This window comes from Pseudoxanthomonas sp. CF125 (assembly GCF_900104085.1).
In the GTDB taxonomy this organism is placed as follows: Bacteria; Pseudomonadota; Gammaproteobacteria; order Xanthomonadales; family Xanthomonadaceae; genus Pseudoxanthomonas_A.
On sequence record NZ_FNLD01000002.1, the window covers coordinates 688,629 to 713,968 of the forward strand.

17 protein-coding genes are annotated in these 25,340 nt (G+C 63.9%); 12 read left to right on the forward strand and 5 right to left on the reverse strand.

The window, feature by feature from the left end; all coding sequences use genetic code 11:
• Nucleotides 1–5 precede the first annotated feature (5 nt).
• Nucleotides 6–2,447, reverse strand: a complete 2,442-nt coding sequence (locus tag BLR66_RS12600; RefSeq protein WP_093286974.1) for a TonB-dependent receptor plug domain-containing protein — start codon at nucleotides 2,445–2,447, stop codon at nucleotides 6–8.
• Nucleotides 2,448–2,736: 289 nt separating this feature from the next.
• On the opposite strand from BLR66_RS12600, the gene BLR66_RS12605 reads away from it, so the two are divergent.
• From BLR66_RS12605 to BLR66_RS12625, 5 genes are all read left to right on the forward strand, one after another.
• The gene (locus BLR66_RS12605; RefSeq protein ID WP_093287891.1) at nucleotides 2,737–3,213 is read left to right on the forward strand and encodes a DUF3574 domain-containing protein; all 477 of its coding nucleotides are present in this window, start codon (nucleotides 2,737–2,739) and stop codon (nucleotides 3,211–3,213) included.
• A 406-nt stretch (nucleotides 3,214–3,619) separates the two neighbouring features.
• The gene (locus tag BLR66_RS12610; protein WP_093286977.1) at nucleotides 3,620–5,221 is read left to right on the forward strand and encodes a SulP family inorganic anion transporter; all 1,602 of its coding nucleotides are present in this window, start codon (nucleotides 3,620–3,622) and stop codon (nucleotides 5,219–5,221) included.
• 264 nt (nucleotides 5,222–5,485) lie between these two features.
• Entirely contained in the window at nucleotides 5,486–8,086 is a 2,601-nt protein-coding gene (gene clpB, locus BLR66_RS12615; RefSeq protein WP_093286982.1) for an ATP-dependent chaperone ClpB, read from the forward strand.
• A 104-nt stretch (nucleotides 8,087–8,190) separates the two neighbouring features.
• Nucleotides 8,191–8,625 (forward strand): hypothetical protein, encoded by a 435-nt coding sequence (locus tag BLR66_RS12620; protein ID WP_093286986.1) that lies wholly within the window; start codon nucleotides 8,191–8,193, stop codon nucleotides 8,623–8,625.
• Between the two features lie 286 nt (nucleotides 8,626–8,911).
• Entirely contained in the window at nucleotides 8,912–9,541 is a 630-nt protein-coding gene (locus tag BLR66_RS12625; RefSeq protein ID WP_093286991.1) for a DUF3011 domain-containing protein, read from the forward strand.
• Between the two features lie 85 nt (nucleotides 9,542–9,626).
• Here BLR66_RS12625 and ybaL read toward each other — a convergent pair whose 3' ends face one another.
• Nucleotides 9,627–11,363, reverse strand: a complete 1,737-nt coding sequence (ybaL, locus tag BLR66_RS12630; protein WP_093286993.1) for a YbaL family putative K(+) efflux transporter — start codon at nucleotides 11,361–11,363, stop codon at nucleotides 9,627–9,629.
• Between the two features lie 156 nt (nucleotides 11,364–11,519).
• Nucleotides 11,520–13,904, reverse strand: a complete 2,385-nt coding sequence (locus BLR66_RS12635; protein WP_093286996.1) for a TonB-dependent receptor plug domain-containing protein — start codon at nucleotides 13,902–13,904, stop codon at nucleotides 11,520–11,522.
• A gap of 210 nt (nucleotides 13,905–14,114) precedes the next feature.
• On the opposite strand from BLR66_RS12635, the gene BLR66_RS12640 reads away from it, so the two are divergent.
• The 4 genes from BLR66_RS12640 (at nucleotide 14,115) to BLR66_RS12655 (ending at nucleotide 19,749) form a co-directional block, all read left to right on the forward strand.
• On the forward strand, nucleotides 14,115–15,974 hold the full coding sequence (locus BLR66_RS12640; protein WP_093287002.1) for an ABC-F family ATP-binding cassette domain-containing protein: 1,860 nt from the start codon (nucleotides 14,115–14,117) through the stop codon (nucleotides 15,972–15,974).
• 79 nt (nucleotides 15,975–16,053) lie between these two features.
• The gene (locus BLR66_RS12645; RefSeq protein WP_093287007.1) at nucleotides 16,054–16,419 is read left to right on the forward strand and encodes an FmdB family zinc ribbon protein; all 366 of its coding nucleotides are present in this window, start codon (nucleotides 16,054–16,056) and stop codon (nucleotides 16,417–16,419) included.
• A 356-nt stretch (nucleotides 16,420–16,775) separates the two neighbouring features.
• On the forward strand, nucleotides 16,776–17,306 hold the full coding sequence (locus BLR66_RS12650; protein ID WP_343123923.1) for a hypothetical protein: 531 nt from the start codon (nucleotides 16,776–16,778) through the stop codon (nucleotides 17,304–17,306).
• 184 nt (nucleotides 17,307–17,490) lie between these two features.
• Nucleotides 17,491–19,749, forward strand: a complete 2,259-nt coding sequence (locus tag BLR66_RS12655; protein ID WP_093287017.1) for a hypothetical protein — start codon at nucleotides 17,491–17,493, stop codon at nucleotides 19,747–19,749.
• A 57-nt stretch (nucleotides 19,750–19,806) separates the two neighbouring features.
• On the opposite strand, the gene BLR66_RS12660 is transcribed toward BLR66_RS12655, so the two are convergent.
• Nucleotides 19,807–20,718 carry a DUF3011 domain-containing protein gene (locus BLR66_RS12660; RefSeq protein ID WP_093287022.1) on the reverse strand — a complete coding sequence of 304 codons (912 nt, stop codon included), beginning with the start codon at nucleotides 20,716–20,718 and terminating at the stop codon, nucleotides 19,807–19,809.
• 152 nt (nucleotides 20,719–20,870) lie between these two features.
• Between BLR66_RS12660 and aspS the strand changes: the two genes are divergently transcribed.
• Nucleotides 20,871–22,622: an aspartate--tRNA ligase gene (gene aspS, locus BLR66_RS12665; protein WP_093287028.1), complete on the forward strand. Its 1,752-nt coding sequence runs from the start codon at nucleotides 20,871–20,873 to the stop codon at nucleotides 22,620–22,622.
• Complete coding sequence (locus BLR66_RS12670; RefSeq protein WP_093287033.1) at nucleotides 22,619–23,170, forward strand: GNAT family N-acetyltransferase; 552 nt, start codon at nucleotides 22,619–22,621, stop codon at nucleotides 23,168–23,170. Before aspS ends, BLR66_RS12670 begins: the two co-directional genes overlap by 4 nt.
• On the opposite strand, the gene BLR66_RS12675 is transcribed toward BLR66_RS12670, so the two are convergent.
• The gene (locus BLR66_RS12675) at nucleotides 23,167–24,111 is read right to left on the reverse strand and encodes an AraC family transcriptional regulator (RefSeq protein WP_093287036.1); all 945 of its coding nucleotides are present in this window, start codon (nucleotides 24,109–24,111) and stop codon (nucleotides 23,167–23,169) included. The two genes, BLR66_RS12670 and BLR66_RS12675, sit on opposite strands and share 4 nt — an antisense overlap.
• Before the next feature lie 174 nt (nucleotides 24,112–24,285).
• Here BLR66_RS12675 and BLR66_RS12680 point away from each other — a divergent pair, with 174 nt between their 5' ends.
• A complete protein-coding gene (locus BLR66_RS12680; RefSeq protein WP_218119637.1) occupies nucleotides 24,286–25,302 on the forward strand; it encodes an aldo/keto reductase in 1,017 nt (338 codons plus the stop codon).
• The last annotated feature ends 38 nt before the right edge of the window (nucleotides 25,303–25,340 follow it).

Consider the following 25,340-nt stretch of genomic DNA (forward strand, 5'->3'; position numbering starts at 1 on the left):
GTGGGTCAGAACGTGTAGCGGATCCGCGAGTAGTAGTACGCGCCGTTGCTGCCGATCGGCGAGAGCACGTCGTAGGGCAGGTTGCCGAAATAGGCGATGTCGTCGATGGAGCGGTCCGGGTATTCGTCGGTCAGGTTCTGTCCGCCCAGCGCCACGCTCCATTTCGGCGTAATGCGGTATTCCACTTCCGCATCCAGCTGCCACTCCGCACCATAGGTCTGACGCGGCTCGAAACCCCCACCGAAGTTGAACACGCGCGTGGCGCTGCCATGGCGGCTGACGCGCCCCAGCAGGTTCCACTTGTCGCTGTTCCAGTTGGCCGACAGCAACGCGCGGGTGCGCGGCGCGGCGTCGGTCAGCGTGTTGCTTTCCTCGATGCCGAACAGCACGTAGTCCGGATCCAGCGCGGTCAGCTCGGCCGGGGTGGCGGTGATGCGCTTGATCTCGGTCTTGGCGTAGCTGTAGGTGCCGCTGAGCAGCAGATCGCCGCTGCCCAGCTTCTGGCGCCAGTTGGCCACCAGCTCCGCGCCTTCGGTGCGCGTGTCGGCGGCATTGATGAAGAAATTCACGCTCTGCACGCCGGGCACACCGAACTCTTCCTCCACGAACTCGGTCAGTGCGTCGCCGCTGATGCGTTCGGTCAGGGCGACGCGGTCGTCGATGTCGATGCGGAATACGTCCAGCGACAGATCGAAGTGCTCGCCGATCTTGCTGGTGAAGCCCAGGCTGAAGTTCACCGACTTCTCCGGCTCCAGCGGCCTGGCGCCCAATGCCTGTGCAATGGGGTTGTTGACCGACAGCAGACGGCCCTGCAGCAACTGGCCGGACGCGTCGTAGCCGGTGGAAGTGGCTTCGTAGCCGATCTGGCTCAGCGACGGGGCGCGGAAGTTGTTGGACACCGAGCCGCGCAGCGCGAAGGCGGGCGCGAATTCGTAGCGCGCCGCCAGCTTGCCGGTGAGTTCGCCGCCGAAGTCGTCGTAGTGCTCGTAGCGCGCGGCGATGTCGGTGGTGAATTTCTCGCCGAAGTTGCTGGACAGGCTGGCGTACGCACTGGACACGTCGCGCGACAGGTGGGCGACGTCCTGCGGGGTCAGTCCACCGCCGGCCTGCGAACCGGTCGGCCGGTCGGTGAACGGGCCGGCGGCATAGGAAGCCGGGTCGCCGGCGCCGGTGTCGTATTCCTCGCGGCGCAATTCCACACCAGCGGCGAAGGTGTGGTGGTCGTCGCCCGCATCGAAGCCGCGGCTGACATCGAAGTTGGCCAGCGCCTGCTTGAACTCATAGTCGCCAGTCTTGAATCTGGTCGGGCTACCCGGTCCCAGCGAAGCGTTGAGCGAATTCTCCAGGCGATAAGTGAAGGAATTGCGGCCGTAGTTGAGGCTGGCATCGTAGTCCCACTCGCCCCATTGCCCGCGCAGGCCGGCCACGCCGGCCACGTCCTGGTTCTCGCCGATGGAGATCGGCCGGTAGCCATCCGGATACACCTCTTTCCAGTTGGCCACGCCGTCGGGATAGCGGAAGTAGTTCGCGCCGCGGGTATCGCTCTGGTTGAAGGTGCCGAAGGCGTAGAGCTCCGCGTTTTCGCCGACCGGCAGCGCGCTGTTGAGCCAGGCATTGAGCGCCTTGGATTCGCCGTCGCCCAGGGTGTAGTTGCGCTTGCCGGCCAGGGCCAGGTTGTCGGGGGTCTGTTCCTCGAAGAACGGAATCTGGTCGAAGCCGGCGCGGTTGGTGCCTTCTCGGTTCTTGAGTTCCAGGCCGACGCGGAAAAAGCCGCCATCGCCGATGCTGCTGCCTACCTGCGCGCTGGCGAAGCTGGTCTGGCCGTCGGTGACGGTTTCGTCGATCGGCTCCACATCGGTGTGGTGGGCGCCGAAGCTGGCTTCGTACGATCCGCCTTCGGGCGCGTCGTTGAGGATGACGTTGATGACGCCGGCCACCGCATCGGAACCGTATTGCGCGCCGGCGCCGTCGCGCAGCACTTCGATGCGCTTGATCGCGCTGACCGGGATGGCGTTGAAATCGACCGGCGTGGTGCCCTTGCCGATCTTGCTGTCGGTATTGACCAGCGCGCTGGTATGGCGGCGCTTGCCGTTGACCAGCACCAGGATCTGGTTGGGGCTCAAGCCGCGCAGTTGCGCGGCGCGGATATGGTCGGCGCCGCCGGAGTTGGACTGGCGCGGGAAATTGAACGACGGCAGCAAGGCCTGCAGGGCGCTGCCCAGTTCGCCGTTCAACACGCCGGCCTTGCGGATGTCTTCGGCGCTCAGCACATCGATGGGCGAGGTGGACTCCAGCACCGTGCGGTCGGTGGCACGGGTGCCGGTGACGATTACGGTATCGAGATTGGTGGCTTCGGCCGTGGTTTCGACGGCATCTTGCGCGAAGGCGGGACTGGCGAGCGCAAGGGCGATGGCGAGGCCGAGCGGCGTCGCGAGGGGGCGGGACATGGAGACTCCTGGGGGTTTACGGAAAGATGAAGCGATTGGCGCAGGGCGACGAAGTACTCAGTGGCCGGGATCGTGGCCGGTACAGCGATACGGGAAATGCATCATGGGCGGTCGTCGCGGGCGCAGATATCGGGGAATATGGATACCTTAATTGTATTAGCTGGTTCAGGGCAGGGACCGGGCATGCGCTTTGCGCATCAACTCATGCCGTACGGTTATTTCGGGTGCGGGTAAGATGAAATCAGAGTATCGGACCTTCTTCTGGAGCGACCCCATGGTTTTACGCCGCATGCTGTTACGCAGCGCCTTCATTGGACTACTGGCGACGCTGGGCGCTTGCGCCACGCAGGCGCCGGCAGGTTCGGCACCGGCGGCGGTATCGGCGACTTTGCAGGGCGATGCGGCACGGCCTGCGTTGGCGCAGGGCTGGGTGCGCAGCGAGCTTTACTTCGGTGTGGGGGAGGAAAGCGGCCCGGCCGACCGCCCGCAGGCCGAGCCGATCAGCGAGGCGCAGTGGCGCGCGTTCCTGGACAAGGAGGTGACGCCGCGTTTTCCCGACGGTCTGACCGTGTTCGACGCGTACGGCCAGTGGCTGTTCCGCGGGGCCAAGGAGCCGAACCGGTTGAGCACTAAAGTGCTGGTGATTCTGCATGAAGACACGCCACAACGGACTGCGGATATCGAGGCGATCCGGTTGGCGTGGAAGCAGGCGACCAAGCATCAGTCGGTGTTGTGGTCGAAGCAGGCGGCGGAAGTGTCGTTCTGAGGCGTCAACTTCCTTCTTTACGTTCGCGGAAACAGAACTGAAACCCTTCCCCTGCTTGCGGGGGAAGGTGCCGAAGGCGGATGGGGGCGCTCTTGGCGTGGTCCATCCGATCAGAGCAGAAGCGTTTCGCGCTTTGCGCGAGTCACTTTTCTTTGAACGGCAAAGAAAAGTAACCAAAAGAAAGCCGCCCTAACATCGCGCCCGGCGATAGAGCCGCCGGGTCCGCAAGCGGGGCAGGAATTTTTGGAAGCAGCATCCTGCTGCTCCAAAAACGGCGCACATCCCTGTGCGCCGCCCCTTCGGGGTTTGCCTGCCCCGCTTGCCGCGGCTCACGGGGTTGTGGCGCAAAAAAGCAAAAAAAGAAGCAAGATCAAAGTCAACGACCCCGCCAATTCGCGAGCAAAGAATGTCCTCCACTCCCGCACCCTCCCGCCGCTGGTTCGTAGCAGGCGACCTCAACGGCTTCTTCGGTCTGGTGGTCGATAACCTGTCGATCCTGGGCTTCATCGCCATGGCCTTGATCGGGATCTTTGGATTCCCCGCCGAAGTGGTGTACCAGCGCATGTTTCCCGGCACCGCGCTGGGTGTGCTGGTCGGCAATCTGATCTACACCTGGATGGGGCGGCGCCTGGCAGCCAGGACCGGTCGCAACGACGTCACCGCCATGCCGCTGGGGCTGGACGCGCCGACCAGTATCGGCATGGCGCTGCTGGTGCTGGGGCCAGCATTTCTCGCGTTCAAACAGCAGGGCCTGGAGCCGCAGGCGGCGGCCATCGCTACCTGGCAATTGGGCATGGCCTCGCTGATCGTGATGGGCGTCTTGAAGCTGGTGCTCTCGTTCTTCGGCGATGCGGTGACGCGCATGGTGCCGCGTGCCGGCCTGCTGGGTTCCATCGGTGGCGCCGCGCTGACATTGCTCGGCTTCCTGCCGCTGATTGAGACCTTGCGCTCGCCCATCGTCGGTTTCGTTACCTTCGGCCTGCTGCTGTACGTGCTGGTGGCCAAGGGCCGCTTGCCGGTGAAGATTCCCGGTGTGCTGCTGGCCTTCATCGTGGGCACATCGCTTTACTACGGGTTGGGATTGGCCGGCCTGGGCACACCCGGATTCGCCTTGCCAGAAGCGGTGCCGCTCAGCTTCACCTTGCCGCTGCCCACGCTCGGTTTCATAGATGGGCTTCCGGCCACCATTCCTTACCTGCCTTTGCTGCTGCCGTTCGGCCTGCTGATGGTGGTGGGCGGCATCAACGTCAGCGAAAGCGCACGCGCGGCCGGCGACGACTATCGCACCCGCGACGTGCTGCTGGCCGAAGCCGTGTCCACGTTGGTCGCCGGCTTCTGCGGCGGCGTGGCCCAGACCACGCCCTACATCGGCCAGCCGGCCTACAAGCACATGGGCGCGCGCACGGGCTACACATTGTTGACCGGTTTGTTCATCGGCCTGGGTGGAATCCTGGGTTACGTGTCCGGCCTGGTGCAATGGCTGCCGCTGGCGGTGCTGGCGCCGATCATCGTCTACGTGGGTTTGGACATCACCGTGCAGGCGTTCAACGAAACCCCGCGCAAGCACGCCATCGCGGTGGCGCTGGGCTTCCTGCCTTCGATCGCGTATCTGCTCAACATCAAGTTCGGTAACCCGGCGTGGATTCCACCGGAGAAATTCGCTGCGCTCTACAGCGGTACGGACGGGCATGGTTTGCCGGACCTTGCCACCATCGTGACCTTGGGCAACGGTTTCATCATCACGGCGATGATCTGGACCACTGCATTGGTGGCGATGATCGACGGGCGCCTGCGTCACGCTGTGCTGGCGCTGCTGTTCGGCGCGGCGCTGACGCTGTTCGGCTTCATCCATTCGGTGGATCCGCGTGGCGGCATCTACTTCCCATGGGATCTGGTGGACCTGCCGAAGGTGATCATGTGGCAGTTCTTCGGTGCGTATGTGGCGCTTGCGATATTGCTTGGTTTGCTTTCGCTGCAGGACAAGGCGGACTCCGTGAACGCTCAGTAGGAAGGCTGTTGCTCCGCCCCCTTTGAAAAAGGGGGGCTACGGGGGATTTGCTTTTGACTTTGCTCCTGTTCTTGCTTCCTGCATTGCGCGAAAGGCAAATCCCCCTCGATCCCCCTTTTCCAAAGGGGGAGGTCGACTTCCAGCTTCTCGGGGGCCTTCCGCCGCCCCAACGGGCGTCTCGCCCTGCCTTGAAACACGGCCGCTTTAGCCGCATCTGGATAGCATTGCCGGCACGCCGGCCACCCTTTTCCAGAGGTAATCCCGATGCGGATGGACAAGCTCACTTCGCGTTTCCAACAGGCGCTGGCCGACGCGCAATCGCTGGCCGTGGGCCGCGACCACAACATGATCGAACCGGTGCACGTGCTGACCGCGCTGCTGGACCAGTCCGATGGCAGTACCCGGCCGTTGCTGGCCCAGGCCGGCGTCAACGTGCCGGTATTGCGCGAGCGCCTGACCGAAGCGCTGGACAAGCTGCCCAAGGTCTCAGGCCAGGCCGGCAACCTGTCCATTGGCAACGACCTCACCCGCCTGCTCAATGTCACCGACAAGCTGGCCCAGCAGCATGGCGACCAGTTCATCGCCAGCGAATGGTTCGTAATGGCCGCGCTGGAAGACAAGGGCGCCTTGGGCATGGCCCTGCGCGCGGCGGGCGCGGACAAGGCCAAACTGGAGGCCGCGATCGAAAAGGTCCGGGGTGGGCAGAGCGTGCAGTCCGAAAACGCCGAAGAGCAGCGCCAGGCGCTGGAGAAATACACCATCGACCTGACCGAGCGCGCCGAATCCGGCAAGCTGGACCCGGTGATCGGCCGCGATGAAGAGATCCGCCGCACCATCCAGGTCCTGCAGCGCCGCACCAAGAACAACCCGGTGCTGATCGGCGAACCCGGCGTGGGCAAGACCGCGATCGTGGAAGGCCTGGCCCAGCGCATCGTCAACGGCGAAGTGCCCGAGGGTTTGAAGAACCGCCGCGTGCTCTCGCTGGACATGGGCGCGCTGATCGCCGGCGCCAAGTTCCGTGGCGAGTTCGAGGAACGGCTGAAAGCGGTCCTCAACGATCTGTCCAAGACCGAAGGGCAGGTAATCCTGTTCATCGACGAATTGCACACCATGGTCGGTGCGGGCAAGGCCGAAGGCTCCATGGACGCCGGCAACATGCTCAAGCCGGCGCTGGCGCGCGGCGAGCTACATTGCATAGGCGCCACCACCCTGGACGAATACCGCAAGTACGTGGAGAAGGACGCCGCACTGGAACGCCGCTTCCAGAAAGTCTTCGTGGGCGAACCCACGGTGGAAGACACCATCGCCATCCTGCGCGGGCTGAAGGAACGCTACGCGGTGCATCACGGCGTGGAGATCACCGACCCGGCCATCGTCGCCGCCGCCACGCTGTCGCACCGCTATATCGCCGACCGACAACTGCCCGACAAGGCCATCGACCTGATGGACGAGGCCGCCTCGCGCATCCGCATGGAGATCGACTCCAAGCCCGAGGAGCTGGACCGCAAGGAACGCCGCCTGATCCAGCTGAAGATCCAGCGCGAGATGCTGAAGAAGGAGAAGGACAGCGAATCGCAGAAGCGGCTGGCCGACCTGGAAGCCGACATCGAATCGCTGGAACGCGAGTTCTCCGATCTCAACGAAATCTGGAAGTCGGAAAAAGCCGCACTGCAGGGTTCCACGCGCATCAAGGAGCAGATCGAACAGGCGCGCCTGGATCTGGAAGCGGCGCAGCGGCACCAGGACTACGCGCGCATGAGCGAGATCCAGTACGGCCTGTTGCCGGAGCTGGAAAAGCAGCTGCAGAACGCCCAGGAAGTGGACCGCAAGGATTTCAAGCTGGTCCAGGACCGGGTGACCGCCGAGGAGATCGCCGAAGTGGTGTCGCGCTGGACCGGCATCCCGGTCAGCAAGATGCTGGAAGGCGAGCGCGAGAAGCTGCTGAAGATGGAATCGCAGCTGCATACGCGCGTGGTGGGGCAGGAGGAAGCGATCAAGGTCGTATCCGATGCTATGCGCCGTTCGCGCGCCGGTCTGTCCGATCCCAACCGTCCCACCGGCTCGTTCCTGTTCCTGGGCCCGACCGGCGTGGGCAAGACCGAGCTGTGCAAGGCGCTGGCCGAGTTCCTGTTCGACAGCAGCGACGCCATGATCCGCATCGACATGAGCGAATTCATGGAGAAGCACAGCGTCGCCCGTTTGATCGGTGCGCCTCCGGGCTATGTCGGCTACGAGGAGGGCGGTTATCTGACCGAAGCCGTGCGTCGCCGGCCGTACTCACTGATTCTGCTGGATGAAGTGGAGAAGGCGCACAGCGATGTGTTCAACGTCCTGCTGCAGGTACTGGACGACGGCCGTTTGACCGACGGACAGGGCCGCACGGTGGATTTCCGCAATACCGTCATCGTGATGACCTCCAACCTGGGCTCGCACCAGATCCAGGACATGTCCGACAACGGCGGTGCCGACGTGCAGTCGGCCGAGGCCTACACGCAGATGAAGGCCGCGGTGATGGGTGTGGTGCAGGCGCACTTCCGCCCGGAGTTCATCAACCGGCTGGACGACATCGTGGTTTTCCATCCGCTGGACAAGGCGCAGATACGGGAGATCGCCAGGATCCAGTTGAAAGGTCTGGAGAAGCGCCTGGGCGAACGCGGGCTGCGGATCGAACTGGAAGACAGTGCCTTGCAATTGCTGGGCAACGTAGGCTTCGACCCGGTGTACGGAGCGCGTCCGCTCAAACGCGCCATCCAGCAGCAACTGGAGAATCCGCTGGCGCAGAAGATCCTGGCGGGCGAGTTCGCCAGCGGCGACACCATCCGGGTAGGGGCCAGCGGCGGCGGTCTGGTTTTTACGCGCGGTTAATCCACGGGCGTTAGCATCGCGTCGCGATCTGTAGTTGCATTACAGGCACATGGCCGCGGTTTCGCGGCCATCCCCGTTCAAATGCTTTCTCATGGAGAAACACGATGCACAAGACTCTTTTCGGCGGCGTGCTGGCACTCGGCCTTGCGCTGACGGCCCTGCCCGCAGCGGCGCAGAACATGACCTGCAAGCTGACCTTCAGTTCTTCAAGCTGGTCGATCTTCTACAAGACCACTTCCGGTACCGGTGTAGTGACCTGCAGCAACGGTCAGAGCCTCCCGGTCAAGATCACGGCCAAAGGCGGCGGTCTTACCGTCGGCAAATCCAAGATCACTAATGGTTTTGGCGAGTTCGCCGAAGTCAGGAACATACGCGACGTGCTGGGCAGCTATGCGGCCGCCGAAGCGCATGCCGGCACCGTGAGGTCCGCCAACGCGCAAGCCATGACCAACGGCAAAGTGTCGCTGGCGCTGGCCGGCAAGGGCGAAGGCTGGGATTTGGGCGTTGCCTTCAGCAAGTTCACCCTGAAGGCGCGCTGACGCTCTTCCCGTTGCCGGCTTCGGTTGCCGCGCAAGCAGGATTCGAGGCCCCGGATAAGCGGGGCCTTTTTTTGCCTGTCATATGACGACAGCGAGTCCGTACGAGCATGGCGCGACTGCCATGCGCCTGCCGTCAGTGCGTTGGAGCTACCTGTGTTCACCTCTGTCGCAACCGACATGGGCGCGGTCTCTCCGGGACGGGCGGGTGCGGTGGAATTGTGAGAAATGTGCCGATATCCTCGGCAGCGCAGGGCTACTTTCACCTTTCCACCCGAGGGGAACCACCATGCACATCTTCAAATTTGCCGTACTAGCGGTTCTTGGTTTGATTGTTTATGCACCAGCATCGACGGCGCAGGCCCAGTCCACGGTCGAATGCCAGTCGCGCGATTACCAATACGACGAATGCTGGGCTGGACCTCTGCGCGCGCCTCAGCTCGTCCACCAGATTTCCAACAGCGCCTGCATCATCAACCGCAGCTGGGGCTATAACCGCCGCAGCGGGTACATCTGGGTAGCCAATGGCTGCGCGGGTGTTTTCGCCGATGTGGGCGGTTATCACCACGGACGCGGTGACACTTACGACCCGGGCGCGCGCCACTACGACGAACATGGACACGACGGCGGCGCCGTGGTCGCTGGTGCGGTGCTCGGCGCGATCCTGGCCGGTGCGGCCAGCGATTCGCACAAGGACCGCCGCCACACCACCAGCAATGTGCATTACGACAGCTCCAGCAAGTACACCGGTTGCCACGGTGTCGGCTGCATGGTCGACAACCCGGACCGGGATACCAGCCAGGACATCGACCCGCGACCGTCGTTCGACAGGGACGGCAACCCCAATTTCGACACCAAGGGGAACTGGCAGGGTTGCCATGGTGCCGGCTGTCTGGTCGATAACCCCGACAACAACTGACTGGTACGACGGATCTGTGCAAAAAAAAGCCCGGCGATGCCGGGCTTTTTTTTCGGACGGACGCCGCGAGGTTGGAGGCTTCCTGTCAGCTGCTTTTGCGCAGCGCGCGGTATGGCGGGGTGGACATGATCATTTCCGCCAGCGAGTAGGCCAGTTCGCGTTCGGCCATGATCGCACCGTCGGCGCCGTGTTCCAGCAGGTGCTTCACTTCCGCATCGCTGTGCGCGCGCGCCAGCACCGTCAGCGATGGGTTGATCGCGCGCAGCTTGGCGATGGCTTCGCCCGCTTCCAGCGGTTGCGGGATGGCCAGCACGGCGATCTTCGCTTTTTCCGGCTGCGCTTCGGCCAGCACCCGGTCGGAGGCGGCGCTGCCGCGGATGCCCGGTATGCCGTTGGCGTGCGCGCGTTCGATGTTGTGGCCGTTGTCGTCTATCACCACCAGCGGCACGCCGCGCTCGCGCAGCACCTGCGCCAGGATGCTGCCGACGCGGCCGTAGCCGATCACGATGGCGTGGTCTTCGGCGACCAGCGGCGGACCCGGCGGCGGTTCGGCTTCCTCCGGCGCGGGCGCCTCCTTCTCGTTGCGCGCCTTCCACTTGTCCAGAGCGACGAACAGGAAGGGATTGGCCACGATGGACAGCAGCGCGCCGGCCAGCACCATGTCGTGCGCTTCCTGCGGCAGGATCTTCAGCTGCAAGCCCAGGCCGGCGAGGATGAAGGAGAACTCGCCGATCTGCGCCAGACTGGCGGAAATCGTCAACGCGGTGCCGGTGGGATGGCCGAATGCGCGCACGATCACGAACGCGGCCAGCGACTTGCCGACCACGATGATCAGGAACGTGGCCAGCACCTGCAGCGGATAGTTCACCACGATGGTCGGGTCGAACAGCATGCCGACCGAAACGAAGAACAGCACCGCGAAGGCGTCGCGCAGCGGCAGCGAATCGTTGGCGGCCTTGTGGCTGAGTTCGGACTCGTTCAAAAGCATGCCGGCGAAGAACGCGCCCAGCGCGAAAGAGACGCCGAACAGTTTCGCCGAACCGAACGCCACGCCCAGCGCGATGGCCAGCACCGCCAGCGTGAACAATTCGCGCGAACCGGTGGCGGCGATCTTCTCCAGCGTCCACGGAATGACGCGTTTGCCTACCACCAGCATCACCGCCACAAACGCGGTGACCTGCAGCAGGGTGATGCCCAGCGCTTTGGCGATGGCCCAGGCCGGGCTGGTTTCCTGTTGCGCGGCCTCGACCGCCGCGCCGCTGACCTGTGCGGCCGCATCGGCGGTGTTGCCGTCGCCCAGCGCGCCGGCCAGCGCGGGCAGCAGCACCAGCGCAAGCACCATCACCAGATCTTCCACGATCAGCCAGCCGACGGCGATCTTGCCGCGGCTGGTATCCAGAAGCCGGCGGTCTTCCATCGCGCGCAGCAGCACCACCGTACTGGCCACCGAAAGCGCCAGGCCGAATACGAAGCCCTGCAGATGCGGCCACCCCATGTACCAGGCCAGCGCCCAGCCCAGCAGCGTCGCCGCCGCGATCTGCACGATGGCGCCGGGAATGGCGATGGACTTGACCTTCATCAGGTCGGCCAGCGAAAAGTGCAGACCTACGCCGAACATCAGCAGCATCACGCCGAGTTCCGACAGTTGCGTGGCCAGCCCCTGGTCGGCGATGAATCCGGGCGTGAACGGCCCCACCACCATCCCCGCCAGCAGGTAACCGACCAGCGGCGACAGCTTGAAGCGGTTGGCCAGTGCGCCCAGTACGAACGCGACCGCCAGGCCGACCGCAATGAGGTCGATCAGGTCGGTGTCATGGGGCATTCGCAATCCAGCATCGTCCGAGTGGAAACAAGTGTCGCCGATGCCTGGATTCAGGGCAAACCGGAACTGACCGGTACGTTCATTCGGATGCAGGCGCCGTCAAATGAAAAGCCCCGGCATGCCGGGGCTTTTCTTGCTTGACTCAACGCTTCACCGTCACCACTTGTAGCCGACGCGCGCGTAGATGTAGCCGCCGTTGAAGCCGAACGGACTCTGCGTGGGCCACGGTAGCTGGCCGGAGGTGGAGTTGGCGAAGATCACCTCGTCCGGATACTCGTTCAACACGTTGTCGCCGCCGACAGTGAACTCCCATTTGTCCAGCTTGTAGGCGAGCGACAGGTCGAGCAGCCATTTCGCGCCAAAGGTTTGGTCAAGTGCGGGGTTGGCGTTGCGGACGGTGAACTCGCCGTACCGCGTCGCAGTGGCGCCGATGCTGAAGCCGCCCTTGGTCCAGACGCTGTTGAGGAAGAACTTGTCGCGTGGCGCCCCCACTTCGAAGCGTCCCAGCTCTACCCGGCCGAAGCGTACCGCTGCCGGATCGATCAATTCCAGCGCCGCCGGGTTGGGGGCTACGCGGTCGATCTCGGTCTTGTTGTAATTGTAGCCGGTGGTGAAGTCGAGCTTGCTTGACGCCAAGTTCCACGTGTACGTGCCGACGATGTCGATGCCGGTGGTGGTGGTATCCAACGCGTTGGTGAAGTAGCGACCTCCCGCCACGTCAGGGAAGCCGTGCGTGTTGAGGTAGGTGCGCACCGCCGTGCTGGTGAGGTTTTCCGACAGCGTGATGCGGTCCTTGACCTTGATCTGGTAGGCATCGATGGTCACGTACAGGCCTTCGACCGGCGTCAGCACCAGGCCCAGGCTGAAGTTGTCCGATTCCTCGGCCTTCAGCGGTTCAGCGCCCAGCGCGATGCCGGCCGGATTGGTCACGCGGAAAGTCACCAGGTCGAAAGGAATGCCGCCGATGAAGTTGGTTGAAGTGGTCTGGTAGTACTGCTGCTGCAGCGATGGCGCGTGAAACCCGGTCGAGGCGGTGGCGCGCAGGGCGATGGCGTCGTTGAACGCGTAGCGACCGGTTAGTTTGCCGGTGGCTGTGTCGCCGAAGTCGCTGTAGTCCTCGTAGCGCACCGCAATGCCGGCCGACAGCTTCTCGGTGAGATCGCCTTCCAGGCCGACGTAGTACGAAAGGTTGTTGCGGTCGAAGGTGCCGCTGTCGCTGGGACGGAAGCCCGGGAACACCTGCGAGCCGGACGGCGCCGGCGCACCGGCGATCAATTCGCCGCCGTTGATGTATGAGCCAGGCTCGCCCGGTCCGATCGTGTATTCCTCGCCGCGCCACTCGGCGCCATAGGACAGTGTGAGCGGATAGGCCAGTCCCCAGTCCAGCTGCTTGTTGAAGTCGAAATTCAACACGTGTTGCTTGAATTCCAGCGAGCCGGCGTAGAACTCGGTCGGCGAGGTCGGGCCGATGCTGCGGTTGAGCGTGTTCTGGATGTCGAATTCCAGCTTGTTGGAGCCGTAGGTGTAGCTGATGTCGATGTTGGTGCCGCCGGCGGTGTAAGTCTTCAGGCCGCCAGAGAAGCTGACATCGGTGGAGGTATTGAAGATCTGCGGCAAGAAGCCATCGGGATAGATCGACGGGATGTTGCGCGAGTCGCCGGCCGGCCGGAAGAAACCGTTGGAGAGCGATTCGCGCTTGGTATACAGACCGTACGAATAGAAAGTGAGGTAGTCGGCGACGGCGATTTCACCGTTGTAGAGGAAGGAGCCGTTGTCCACTTCCGGATCGCCCAGGCGTTGCACGACTTTGCCGGCCGGCGCGCTGGTGGGGGTGACCACGCCCAGGTACGGCGCGGCGCGGTCGGTCTGGTCCTGGTGGCCGCCCTGGACGGCGAAGTGCACCTTGCCCGCTTCGCCCAGCTTGAAACCGGCGTCGCCCTGCACCTGGTACTGCTCGCCGTCACCGGCGCTGTAGAGGCCGTAGGTCGCGCTGGCGCTGCCGCCCCTGTCCGAACCCTTCAGCACGATGTTGATGACGCCGGCGATGGCGTCGGAACCGTACTGCGCCGAAGCGCCGTCGCGCAGCACTTCCACCCGTTCGATCGCGGAGATCGGAATGGTGTTGAGATCGACCGGCGAGGAACTGCGGCCCTGGCTGCCGTTGACGTTGACCAGCGAGCCGGGGTGGTAGCGCTTGCCATTCACCAGGACCAGGGTGTGGTCGGGTGACAGGCCGCGCAGCTGCGCCGGGCGCATCGCGTCGGTGCCGTCGTTGATGGCAGGGCGTGGGAAGTTGAGCGATGGGATAGCGCGGGAAAGCGCGGTCGCCAATTCCACGGTGCCCGTGGATTGCAGCACTTCGGGAGTAATGATGTCGATCGGTGCGGTCGATTCGGCCACAGTGCGGTCGGAGACGCGGGTACCCGTGACGATCAGGGTGTCCAGGGTCTTGGCCTCTTCGGGAGTTTCCTGGGCCAGGGCGGGAGAGGTGAGCAGCGCGAGGAAGATCGCGGCGGCGAGCGGGGCGGGCTTGCGGTTCATGGCTACTCCAAAAAGATTTTCAGGGTTCAAGAGACTTCAGGGTGGATTCGGTTCTTGTCGCTGGATCCGCCGCGCAGGAGCTGTTGCGGTGCATCAAAGTCTGGATTACAGGCATATGACATCCATGTCAATGATTTATTAACAAACGTGTGACGGGCTGTAATAGTTAAACTATGCAACGCAACTTCGTTAATAACCCTGGCTCATCCCGTGATTTCCTTACGTAATTTCGCCCTGCGCAGGGGCGAACGCCTGCTCCTGTCCGATGTCGACCTGACCATGCACGCCGGCTACCGGGTGGGCGTGGTCGGCCGCAACGGCACCGGCAAATCCAGCCTGTTCGCCGCCATCCGCAACGAGATCGAGGCCGACAAGGGCGATATCGACCTGCCGGGTAAAGTCCGCATCGCCAGCGTGGCCCAGGAAACCCCGTCGCTGCCGGACCCGGCCATCGAGTTCGTGTTGTCCGGCGATGTCGATGTCGCCGCCGCCTTGCGCGCCGAGGCCAAGGCCCTGGCCGACGAGGACTGGGAAGCGGTGGCCATGGCCCACCACCGGTTGGAAGAGGTCAACGGCTACGACGCTTCCGCGCGCGCCGGCAAGTTGCTGCACGGCCTGGGTTTCCCGGGCGATACCCACCAGCGCGCGGTGTCTTCCTTCTCCGGCGGCTGGCGCGTGCGCTTGAATCTGGCGCGCGCGCTGATGACGCCCAGCGATCTGCTGCTGTTGGACGAACCGACCAACCACCTGGATCTGGACGCGGTGCTGTGGCTGGAGCAATGGCTGCTGAAGTATCCCGGCACGCTGCTGCTGATCTCGCACGACCGCGAGTTCCTGGACAACGTCACCACCCACACGCTTCACCTGCATGGCGGCAAGGCCAAGCTGTACACCGGCGACTACACCGCCTTCGAACGCCAGCGTTCGGAACAACTGCGTCTGCAGCAGATCACCCATGAAAAGAGCATGGCCGAGCGCGCCCACCTGCAGAGCTTCATCGACCGTTTCAGCGCCAGCGCGGCCAAGGCCAAGCAGGCGCAGTCGCGGGTCAAGCGCCTGGCCAAGATGGCGGGCACCGAAGCGGTGCGCGCCGAACGCGAACTGGTGATCGAATTCGCCCAGCCCGCGCGCCTGCCGTTCTCGCTGATCCGCTTGAACCATGTAGATGCCGGTTACGGCGAGGACACGGTAATCCTCAAGGACGTGGCTTTCGGCCTGGAAGCCGGCGACCGCATCGGCCTGCTGGGCGTCAACGGCGCGGGTAAGTCGACGCTGGTGAAGACGCTGGTCGGCGACTTGGCGCCAATCCATGGCGACCGCAGCTGCCACCCCGACGTGCGCATCGGCTACTTCGCCCAGCACACGGTGGAATCGCTCAAGCCCGCGCAATCGCCCATCGACCACCTGCGCGACCTGTCGCCGGATGCGCCGACGCAGTCGTTCCGTGATTTCCTGGGCAAGTGGAATTTCCCCGGCGACCGCGCCTTCGAAAGCGTCGATGGCTTCTCCGGCGGCGAACGCGCGCGCCTGGCTTTGGCGCTGATCGCCTGGCGCCAGCCGAACGTGTTGCTGCTGGACGAACCCACCAACCACCTGGATCTGGAGATGCGCGAGGCGCTGGCCGAAGCGCTGAGCCTGTTCGAAGGCGCCATCGTCATGGTCTCGCACGACCGCCATTTGATCGGCCTGGTTTGCGAAACCTACTGGCGCGTGGCCGATGGTGTGGTCGAACCCTTCGCCGGCGACCTGGACGAATACGCCGCCTGGCTGCGCAGCCGCGCCACCGCCCAGGGCAACAAGCCGCCGAAGATTCCCGAAACGCCATTACCAGCCGCACCCGCGGCCAAGCCGGCGGCCCCGGCGAAAAAGGTCAATCCGCACAAGCTGGCCCAGGCCGAAGCCCGTGTGGCAGAACTGGAGGGCAAGCTGGCCGCGCTGGAAACCGAGCTGGCCGATCCTGCGGTTTATGCGCAGGGCGGGGCCCGGGTCGCTGAGATCGGCCGCCAGCAAACACAGCTGCGCGACGCGCTGGCCACCGCCGAGGCCGAGTGGTCGGCGCTTTACGACTAGACTCACCCGCAACGGGCGCGCTTGCTTCGCCGGCCGCCTGCCCCCAGAAACAAGCCACCGCACTCAACCGACGTCGTCCATGCCTATCTATGCCTTCCAGTGCGCCGAATGCGGCCACAGTTTCGACCGCCTGCAGAAGATGTCCGATCCGGACCCGGAAACCTGCCCGTCCTGCGGCGCGCACCAGGTCAAGCGCCAGCTGACCGCGCCCGCATTCCGTTTGTCCGGCAGTGGCTGGTACGAAACCGACTTCAAGAAAGACGGCGACAAGAAGCGCAACCTCACCGAAGGCAGCGAAGGTATCGGCAAGTCGGAGAGCAAGCCTTCGGGCGATGCCAAGCCGGCAGCCAGTGAAACCGCGAGTGCGCCGAAGACCGAGAGCAAGACCGAAGCCAAGCCGGTGGCGCCCGCTGCTACGCCTTCTTCTTCTTCTTCTTCTTCGTAGGGCAGATTTCTCCGGCGCACGGATAAACAAAGGGCGCACGGATAAACAAAGATCGTCATTCCCGCGAAGGCGGGAACCCAGCGACTTTGGCTTGTGCGGCCAGCTCGCCGCATTGGCGATCTACTGCGCGACAAAGAACAGTGCATTCGCCAAATTGAGCGACTTCAACCTCCGTATGAAAGCCAAAGTCGCTGGGTTCCCGCCTTCGCGGGAATGACGATTCATTTTTTGGCTTGATGGAAGGTTTGCGTACCCGTTAGTGTGCGGCTATGAATCGATATCGGCTGCTCGCTGCAACCCTGTTCCTCGCTTCCTGTGCAACCTCGACCGGCTCTCCCACAGCCGTTGACCCGGTAGTGACTCCGGCGGACGAGTTCTACCAAAGCATCGCCGCGTTCTGTGGCCGCTCGTTCGCCGGCAAGATAGTCGCCAATACGCCTGCATCGGCCGCGCCCGATCCTTTCGAAGGCAAGGCATTGGTGATGCACGTGCGCGATTGCAACGAGAACGAGCTGCGTATTCCCTTCCATGTGGGCGACGACCGTTCGCGCACGTGGGTCATCACCCGTCGGACCGGTGGATTACGTCTGAAGCACGACCATCGCCATGCCGATGGCAGTCCGGATGCTGTCACCCTGTACGGTGGCCAGACACATGAAGCGGGTACGGCCCAGCGTCAGGAATTCCCTGCCGATGCCGAATCGATAGCGTTGTTCCGTACGCAAGGAATGCAGGCTTCGCTGACCAATACGTGGGCCCTGGGAATCGTGCCTGGGAAAAAATTCGTCTATGAGCTCAGTCGTCCGAATGGACGTCTGTTCCAGGTCGAATTCGATCTGGCCCGAGCCGTCGCGACGCCAGCGCCCGCATGGGGCGCTTCACCATGATCAAGAACGCTGCCTTAGAGGCGGCGTTTGCAGGCAGAGACAGACGGGATCAGCGAAGGCCGCAGCGTGCGCGGCCGCCGCGGTCCACATGGCTCCAGTGCTTCGATAACCTCAAGTAGCCACTCGACTGGAACCGGATGAACGGATAGATTGCCTCGGTGGCCGATAGGGGCTGGGGGAATCAATGAGTGCAAGGAATCTGGCGCTGACTGCGCTATTGGCCGTGTCCGTGATTGGTGGAGCTTGGGCGGCTCGCAACGTCCAAGTGCTTCGTATCTACAGCGCGCTTGAGGTGACCGAGCGTTTCATGCGAAGCCGCGTTTCGGATCTGATGGCTTGGCGGGCGAGTGCTACGGCCGTCGCCGCAACGGCCCAAGCCGAACCAATCCGAGTGAACGGATCGCAGCCCCTTCTGCCTCCCGGTCTGACCCTCTCGGGCGAAGTGACCGGTGTGCCAGCGGCTTTGCAGAACTCGATCATGGTGACCGCGTACGCCGGTGGCAAGGCCTATCCGGCCGTCGTCGATGGAGCGGCTTATCGCGTGCCCATCGGCCGGCTTGCGGACGGGGAGATGGTGAGGGTAGAGGCGTTTTCGCAACGCATTCACTATGTATCGGTGATCGGCAGTTATGGGAAGCTGAGGCAAATGGCGGGGGGCGACTCGTACCTGGATATCTCCGATCATTATCGATTGCGCGTGTCGCCCTACAGCAGCGCTCTTGCGTGGATGATCAGGGTCGCGCTTGGCCGCGACGCAGTCAGCGATGCGGAATTCGCGACCGCGACCCGCTCCATCCACTATTCCGATATGGTCAGCGCAGCCCATACGCTATTTCTGGTCGCGTACGAATTCTTCGTGCCGTTGCCTTCGGGATTCGGCGATGGGTGGCAATTGCTTCAGGATGAAGCAGCCTATCGCGCTGCGGTGGAGACTTATATAAGTACCAATCAAGTCATGGAAACGTTCGAGTCGGATGCGATCAGCGGCTTTTTAGATCAGCCCGACTATGTGAAGTTCGTCTCGCTTGCGGAAATGCCGGAGTCTACGTTGCTGCTCGGCGCGACTCCGATGGAGGATGTGGCAGTCGATGTATCCATTTCTACCACCGGCCGGCCCGTAAGCGACGCACGGTTGCTGGTCAAGAATTCCGATGGGACGATCAGCGGATACAGTGCGCAGGGAAATGGCTCTGTTCGATTCGACGCCCGTATTTCGCACGACTACGAAACCGATGGCGAAATAATACTGACGCCCATTGGCGCTACATTCGAGCAGGTCTGGTCCTACACGTGGTTCAGCCCTACAACATTGCAAAGGACGAGCAGGCAATTGCAGTCCACGCGCCTGCGCCGGTTTTTCGTCGGCGACGGTTCGAGCATCTGGGCGTCCACATCGAGTTGGAAGGTAAGGTATCCGGACTCTCCGAGCAGGCCTTCCGAAACGATCTATGAGCGCCGGATAGCGTCGGCCATCGATCTCGATCAGCAGTATCTTCGCAACGCATGGGTCGGCCTTTCCGGCAGGCGCGGTTTGCCATGGATATGCGAGTCCGCCACACAACTCGAGATCTGCGAATATGCCCAATACCGTTTCGATGGCGCCGGAGCCGGCCTGGTCGAAGATCTTGGGATGAAGCTGGTGTCCGGCTTCATGCCGGGCCCCAACGATGGCCGGGACGCGTTTTCCTGGTCGGTGGATGCCGGCGGAAGGCTGCAGACGCGCGTGCGCGATGCAGATATCACTTTCTGGACGTTGCCGGGTGGGAACACCGCCGCGGATTCGGTCGTGTATCTCGCCCGGGGCAGAACGCCCGCAACGGCGGAAAAGGCACTCTTTGGACAGACCCTGTCGCTGCGTGTGGAAGCTCCCGCCTTTGCAGAGGCCGAGGCAGCGGGTACGTGGAAGCCCGCAGGGACGACTACGGTGCCGGTGCGGTATCCCAATCCGTTGGCGGATTTGACGATACGGCGTAACCCGGACTTCACCAGCCAGGAAAACTACTCCGAGTTCGGACAAGACGTGGATTCGTTCGTCGGCGGTTGGCAATGGTCTATGCAGCGTACCTACGACTATCAGGTGTCGGCATCGTTTCCCGGTGGTACGCAATGGGTGACCGATTGCAGCAGCGCCTATGCGGCGGGGGCCACTCGCTGCGCACCGCGAAGAGGCCGCTATTTCAAGCCCCTCAAGCGGGTAGGCGATCGCATGTATGGGGTCGAGGAGCTTTACACCTATAGCGGCCCCTTGCTGCTCTCGAGCGAGCAAGGGTCGTTGGCACCAGAACGAAAAATCAGCAGGCCCAATTTCTACAGTTGCGTTGACGGCGCTTGCCAGGCGTCGACAACCATGGCGTTGCTGGCGGTACGCAAACCGGCAGCGACGGCCAGCAATGCTGTCCGCCCTGGCAGTTCACTGCGAGGCCGGTATCGCCGTGCGCGATAAAAAAAGCCGCACTCCACAGGGTGTGCGGCTCTTGCCGTGCTTGAAGATCGACGAGCGTCAGCGGCTGCCGAAGCGTCCGCGGCAGCCGCGGTCCACCCAGATCTGATTACCCAGATAACCCCAGGTGGAGCCTTCGCGGCAGCTGTTGTTGGACAGCTGTTCGATCAGCACCGGGCGGCCGTAGCGGCTGTTCCAGGCGCAGGTGCGGCGGCGGTTGTCGTCGCTGCTGCAGGTGACGTTGTAGCCGCTGTTGCCGCCGCCGGGATTCCAGTTGCCGCCGCCGGCGCTGAACTCGGCGCGGCAGCCGCGGTTGACCCAGATCGTGCCGTTGCGCTGGCCCCAGGTGTCGCCCTCGGTGCAGCGGGCATCGGACAGTTTGCGGGTCAGCACCGCATTGCCACGGAAACCGGTGGAGCATTCGCGGTAGCGGCCATCGACGCTTTCGCAACGGATGGTCCCGCCGCCGCCGCCCAAAGAGCCCTGCACGAAGCGGCCGCGGCAGCCGCGGTCGACCCAGACCACGCCATTGCCGCTGCCCCAGTTCTGGCCTTCGACGCAGCGGGTGCTGGACAGGTTCTGGCTGAGTACGGCGCGGCCGCGGAAACCGGTGTTGCAGGTGCTGCGGCGATTGTCCCTGCTTTCGCACAGGACCGAGCCGCCCGGGGAAGGTCCGGGGTTCCAGCCGCCACCGCCGCCCAGCGAGCTGGCGATGTCCTGCTTGATCCGGCTGAAGGTCCAGTTGGAGCGGTTGACCTGGTCCAGATAGAAACGCAGCTGGTCGTCGGGGATGCGGCGGCCGCGGGACTGTTCCGAATACTCCAGGCTGATGACCCTTTCCTGATCCTGGCGCGACAGGGTGCGCAGATTTTCCGGTGCGTAGGCCTTGGTCTGGATCTGGGCCTGGGCCGGGGAGGGGACTGCGATGAGCAAACCGAGCACTACGAGCATGGCTGACAACGTGCGCAACATGGCAGTCTCCAAAGGGCGTCAGGATGGTGCGCGGGAATATACACCCCGTTTATTCAGGCCCGATGATGGTGCGGATTTGCCCGGGCAGGGCCACGGCCTCAAAATAGCCGGCTTTCCGGCCCTGGTTGCCGGAACCGTCTTCCGGAGCCCCCATGCGTACCCATTTCTGCGGCCTCATCGACGAGGCCCTGACCGGCCAGTCCGTCACCCTGTGCGGCTGGACCGACGTCGCCCGCAACCTCGGCGGGGTCTGCTTCATCGACCTGCGCGACCACCACGGCATCGTGCAGGTGCTGGTGGAGCCGGAGCAGGTCGAAGTGTTCAAGGTCGCCGCCAGCCTGGGCTACGAGGACGTGCTGCAGGTCGAAGGCGTGGTGCGCGCGCGCCAGAGCGTCAACGACAAGCTCAAGAGCGGCAAGGTGGAAGTGGTCGCCACCCGGATCACTGTTCTCAACAAGGCTCAGCCGCTGCCGTTCCACGCCCATGAGAACGCCGGCGAGGAAACCCGCCTGAAGTACCGCTACCTGGATCTGCGCCGCCCCGAGATGCAGCGGATGATGCGCACCCGCACCAAGCTGGTGGCCGCATTGCGCCAGTGGCTGGACGCGCGCGACTTCCAGGACATCGAAACCCCCATCCTGACCAAGGCTACGCCCGAGGGCGCGCGCGACTTCCTGGTGCCCGCACGCATGCATCCGGGCGAGTTCTACGCGCTGCCGCAGTCGCCGCAGCTGTTCAAGCAGATCCTGATGGTGGCCGGCTTCGACCGCTACTACCAGATCGCGCGCTGCTTCCGCGACGAAGCGCTGCGCGCCGACCGCCAACTGGAGTTCACCCAGCTGGACATGGAATTCGCCTTCGTCAAGGAGCGCGACGTGCAGGACACCACCGAGGAGATGATCCGCACGGTGTTCCGCGAAGTGATGCAGGTGGAGCTGGCGGCGGAATTCCCGCGCATGACCTACGCCGAGGCGATGCGCCGCTACGGTTCGGACAAGCCCGATCTGCGTAATTCGCTGGAACTTATCGACGTCGCAGCACTGGTGAAGGACAGCGAGTTCAAGGTGTTCACCGACTGGGCCTCGAACCCGGAAGGCCGCATCGCCGCGCTGCGCATCCCGGGAGGCGCGGTGCTGTCGCGCAAGCAGATCGACGACCTGGGCGCGCACGCGGCCAAGTACGGCGCCAAGGGCCTGGCCTACATCAAGCTGGGCGAGAACGGTGAAGTCGCTTCGCCCATCGCCAAGTTCTTCACCGAAGCCGCCTTCGCCGAGCTGATCAAGGCCACCGGCCTGCAGAACGGCGACCTGGTGTTCTTCGGCGCGGGCAAATACAGCACGGTCAGCGACTTCATGGGCGCGCTGCGCCTGAAGGTCGGCAAGGACATGAACCTGGTGGAAGACCGCTGGGCGCCGCTGTGGGTCACCGATTTCCCGATGTTCGAGTGGGACGAGGAAGCGCAGCGCTACGTGGCCCTGCACCATCCCTTCACCGCGCCTGCGGTGGATGACATCTCCGACCTGCGCGCCAATGCCAAGACTGCCGTGTCGCGCGGCTACGACATGGTGCTCAACGGCAATGAAATCGGCGGCGGTTCGATCCGCATCCATCGTCCGGACATGCAGAGCGCGGTGTTCGAACTGCTGGGCATCGGCGCCGAAGAGGCCGAAGCCAAGTTCGGCTTCCTGCTGGACGCGCTGAAATACGGCGCGCCGCCGCACGGCGGCATCGCCTTCGGCATCGACCGCATCGCCGCGCTGATGGCCGGCACCGAATCGATCCGCGACGTCATCGCCTTCCCCAAGACCACCACCGCGCAATGCCTGATGACCGGCGCGCCGTCGCCGATCCCGGACGCGCAGCTGGCCGAGGTGCATGTTTCGGTACGCCTGAAACAGCCATGAGCGACGAGTTGCTCATACGCCGCGCCACCCCGGACGATGCCGAGGCGATGTCGCGCATCGCCACCGACACCTTCGTCGAAACCTTCGGCGCGCTGTATCCACCCGAAGACCTGGCGTACTTCCTGTTGAACTCCTACTCGCCGGCGGCGCAGCGGGAGATGCTGGAGAAGGAATCGGTGGCGATGTGGTTGCTGGAACGCGGCGGCGTGCCGGTCGGGCACGCCTGCGCCGGCAGCTGCGGCTTGCCGCATGTCGATGCCAAACCCGAAGACGGCGAGCTCAAGCGGCTCTACGTGCTGCGCGAAGCGCACAATGGCGGCTGGGGATCGAAACTGTTCGAGACCGCGCTGGCGTGGCTGGAGAAGGACGGTCCGCGCACGCTGTGGATCGGCGTGTGGTCGGAGAACCTGGGCGCGCAGCGGTTTTACGGGCGCTACGGTTTCGAACGGGTGGGCGAGTACAAGTTCCCGGTCGGCAACACCATGGACGACGAGTTCATCCTCCGGCGTGCGGCCGGCGAGCGGGCTTCGAGCCGAAAAATCCTCTAGCCAGAAGAAGCGGCGCTGCTGCGCACCTGCACGATTTCCGAACGCGGCGGCGCGCCGAACAGACGCTTGTATTCGCGGCTGAATTGCGAAGGGCTTTCGTAGCCCACGCGGTGCGCGGCCGTGCTGGCCTCCAGGCCATCCACCAGCATCAGCCGGCGCGCTTCGTGCAGGCGCAGCTGCTTCTGGAACTGCAGCGGCGACATGGCGGTGGCCGACTTGAAATGGTGGTGCAGGGACGAGGCGCTCATGTGCACGGCCTGGGCCAGCGCGTCGATGCGCAGGGGTTCCAGATAGTTCTGGCGCAACAGCTCTACCGCATGGGCGATGCGGTGCGAACGGCTGTCGCTGACGACCAGATCGCGCAGACGGTGGCCCAGGTCGCCCAACAGCGCCCGGTAGAGGATTTCGCGTATCGCGGCCGGCGCCAGCACGCGCAGGTCTTCCGGCGTGTCCAGCAGCCGCATCAGCCGCAACACCGCTTCCAGCAGCGAGGGACTGACCCGGGCCGCATAGGCGGCGCTGGCCGACACGGAGCGTTCGGCTTCGGCCTGCGCGTCGACATCCAGAATCAACGCGGCGATCTGCTCCAGGTCGATGTTCAGGCGCAGGCTCAGGTAGGGTTTTTCCGGGGTGGCTTCGGTCACCTGGCCCAGCATCGGCAGGGTCATCGACACCACCAGGTAATTCAGCGGGTCGTATTGATAGATCTGCTTGCCCAGGATGGCGATCTTGCTGCCCTGCACGACTATGCACAGGCACGGCTCGTACAGATTGGGCGCGCAGGGCGTGGGCGCACTGCGCCGCGCCAGCTTCAAAGGCGCCAGCGCGGTGTCGTGGACGCCGTCCTCGGTCGCCAATCGGGCAATCCGGTCGGCCAACTCGTTCTGCTGCGCATTCAGCGAGTGCTGGGCGATCAGCTCGGAAGAAATCACATGGCTCATGGCTTTCAGCGTGGGGGCTGGGGTTTTCCGATTATCGGCACAGCGGCACGATTTGCACGGCCGTTCGATCCGAATTGCAGGATCGGGCAAGTTTTCGCCAGCAATGAACTAACGCCTCACGGGGCAGGGAGCCTAGTTTGGACTTGCCGCACGTCCTCCCCCACGGACTAACCCATGAACGTATCGATTCCCCGCCGTAGGCTCGGCCGCGGCGCTTTGGACCTGCCTCCCCTGGAATGCTCCGCCATCGGCCTGGGCTGCATGGGGATGTCGGAGTTCTACGGCCCCAGCGATGACGCCGAGTCGCTGAAAACCCTGCACCATGCGCTGGATATCGGGGTGGATTTCCTCGATACCGCCGACATGTACGGCAGCGGCGGCAACGAGCGCCTGTTGGCAAAATTGCTGAAGACCCGTCGCAGCGAAGTGGTGCTGGCGACCAAGTTCGGCTTCATGCGCGATCCCAACGATCCGGGCGCCCGGCCCGTCAACGGCCGCCCCGAATACGTGAAGCAGGCCGCCGACGCCAGCCTGCAACGCCTGGGCGTCGACCACATCGATCTGTACTACCAGCACCGCGTGGATCCCAACGTGCCCATCGAGGAAACGGTGGGCGCGATGGCCGACCTGGTGAAGGCCGGCAAGGTGCGGTATCTGGGCCTGTCGGAAGCGTCCGCCGCCACCCTGCGCCGTGCCAGCCAGGTGCACCCGATCACCGCGCTGCAAAGCGAATACTCGCTGTGGTCGCGCGATATCGAAGAAGAGATCCTGCCGGCCTGTCAGGAACTGGGCATCGGCGTGGTCGCTTACAGTCCGCTGGGGCGCGGCTTCCTGACCGGTGCCATTCAGGCTCCGGAGGATCTGAGCGCGGACGATTTCCGCCGCCAGAATCCGCGCTTCCTGCCCGGCAACATCGAGGTCAACCGCAATCTGGTCGGCGCGCTCGCGGCAATCGCCGAAGCGCGCGGCTGCACGCCGGCGCAATTGGCGCTGGCCTGGCTGCTGGACCGCGCCCCGGACGTGGTGCCGATTCCCGGCACGCGCAGGATTTCGCGCCTGGACGAAAACGCAGCGGCGACGCGGATTCAATTGAGCGATGCCGAACGCCGGCAGATCGATGGCGTGCTGGACACGCAGGCCGTGGTCGGCGAGCGCTACGCGGCGGTTGGACGTTCGCTGCTCAACGGTTGAAGCGAGCGGATCAGGAATGCACGCGCAATCGGCGCGTC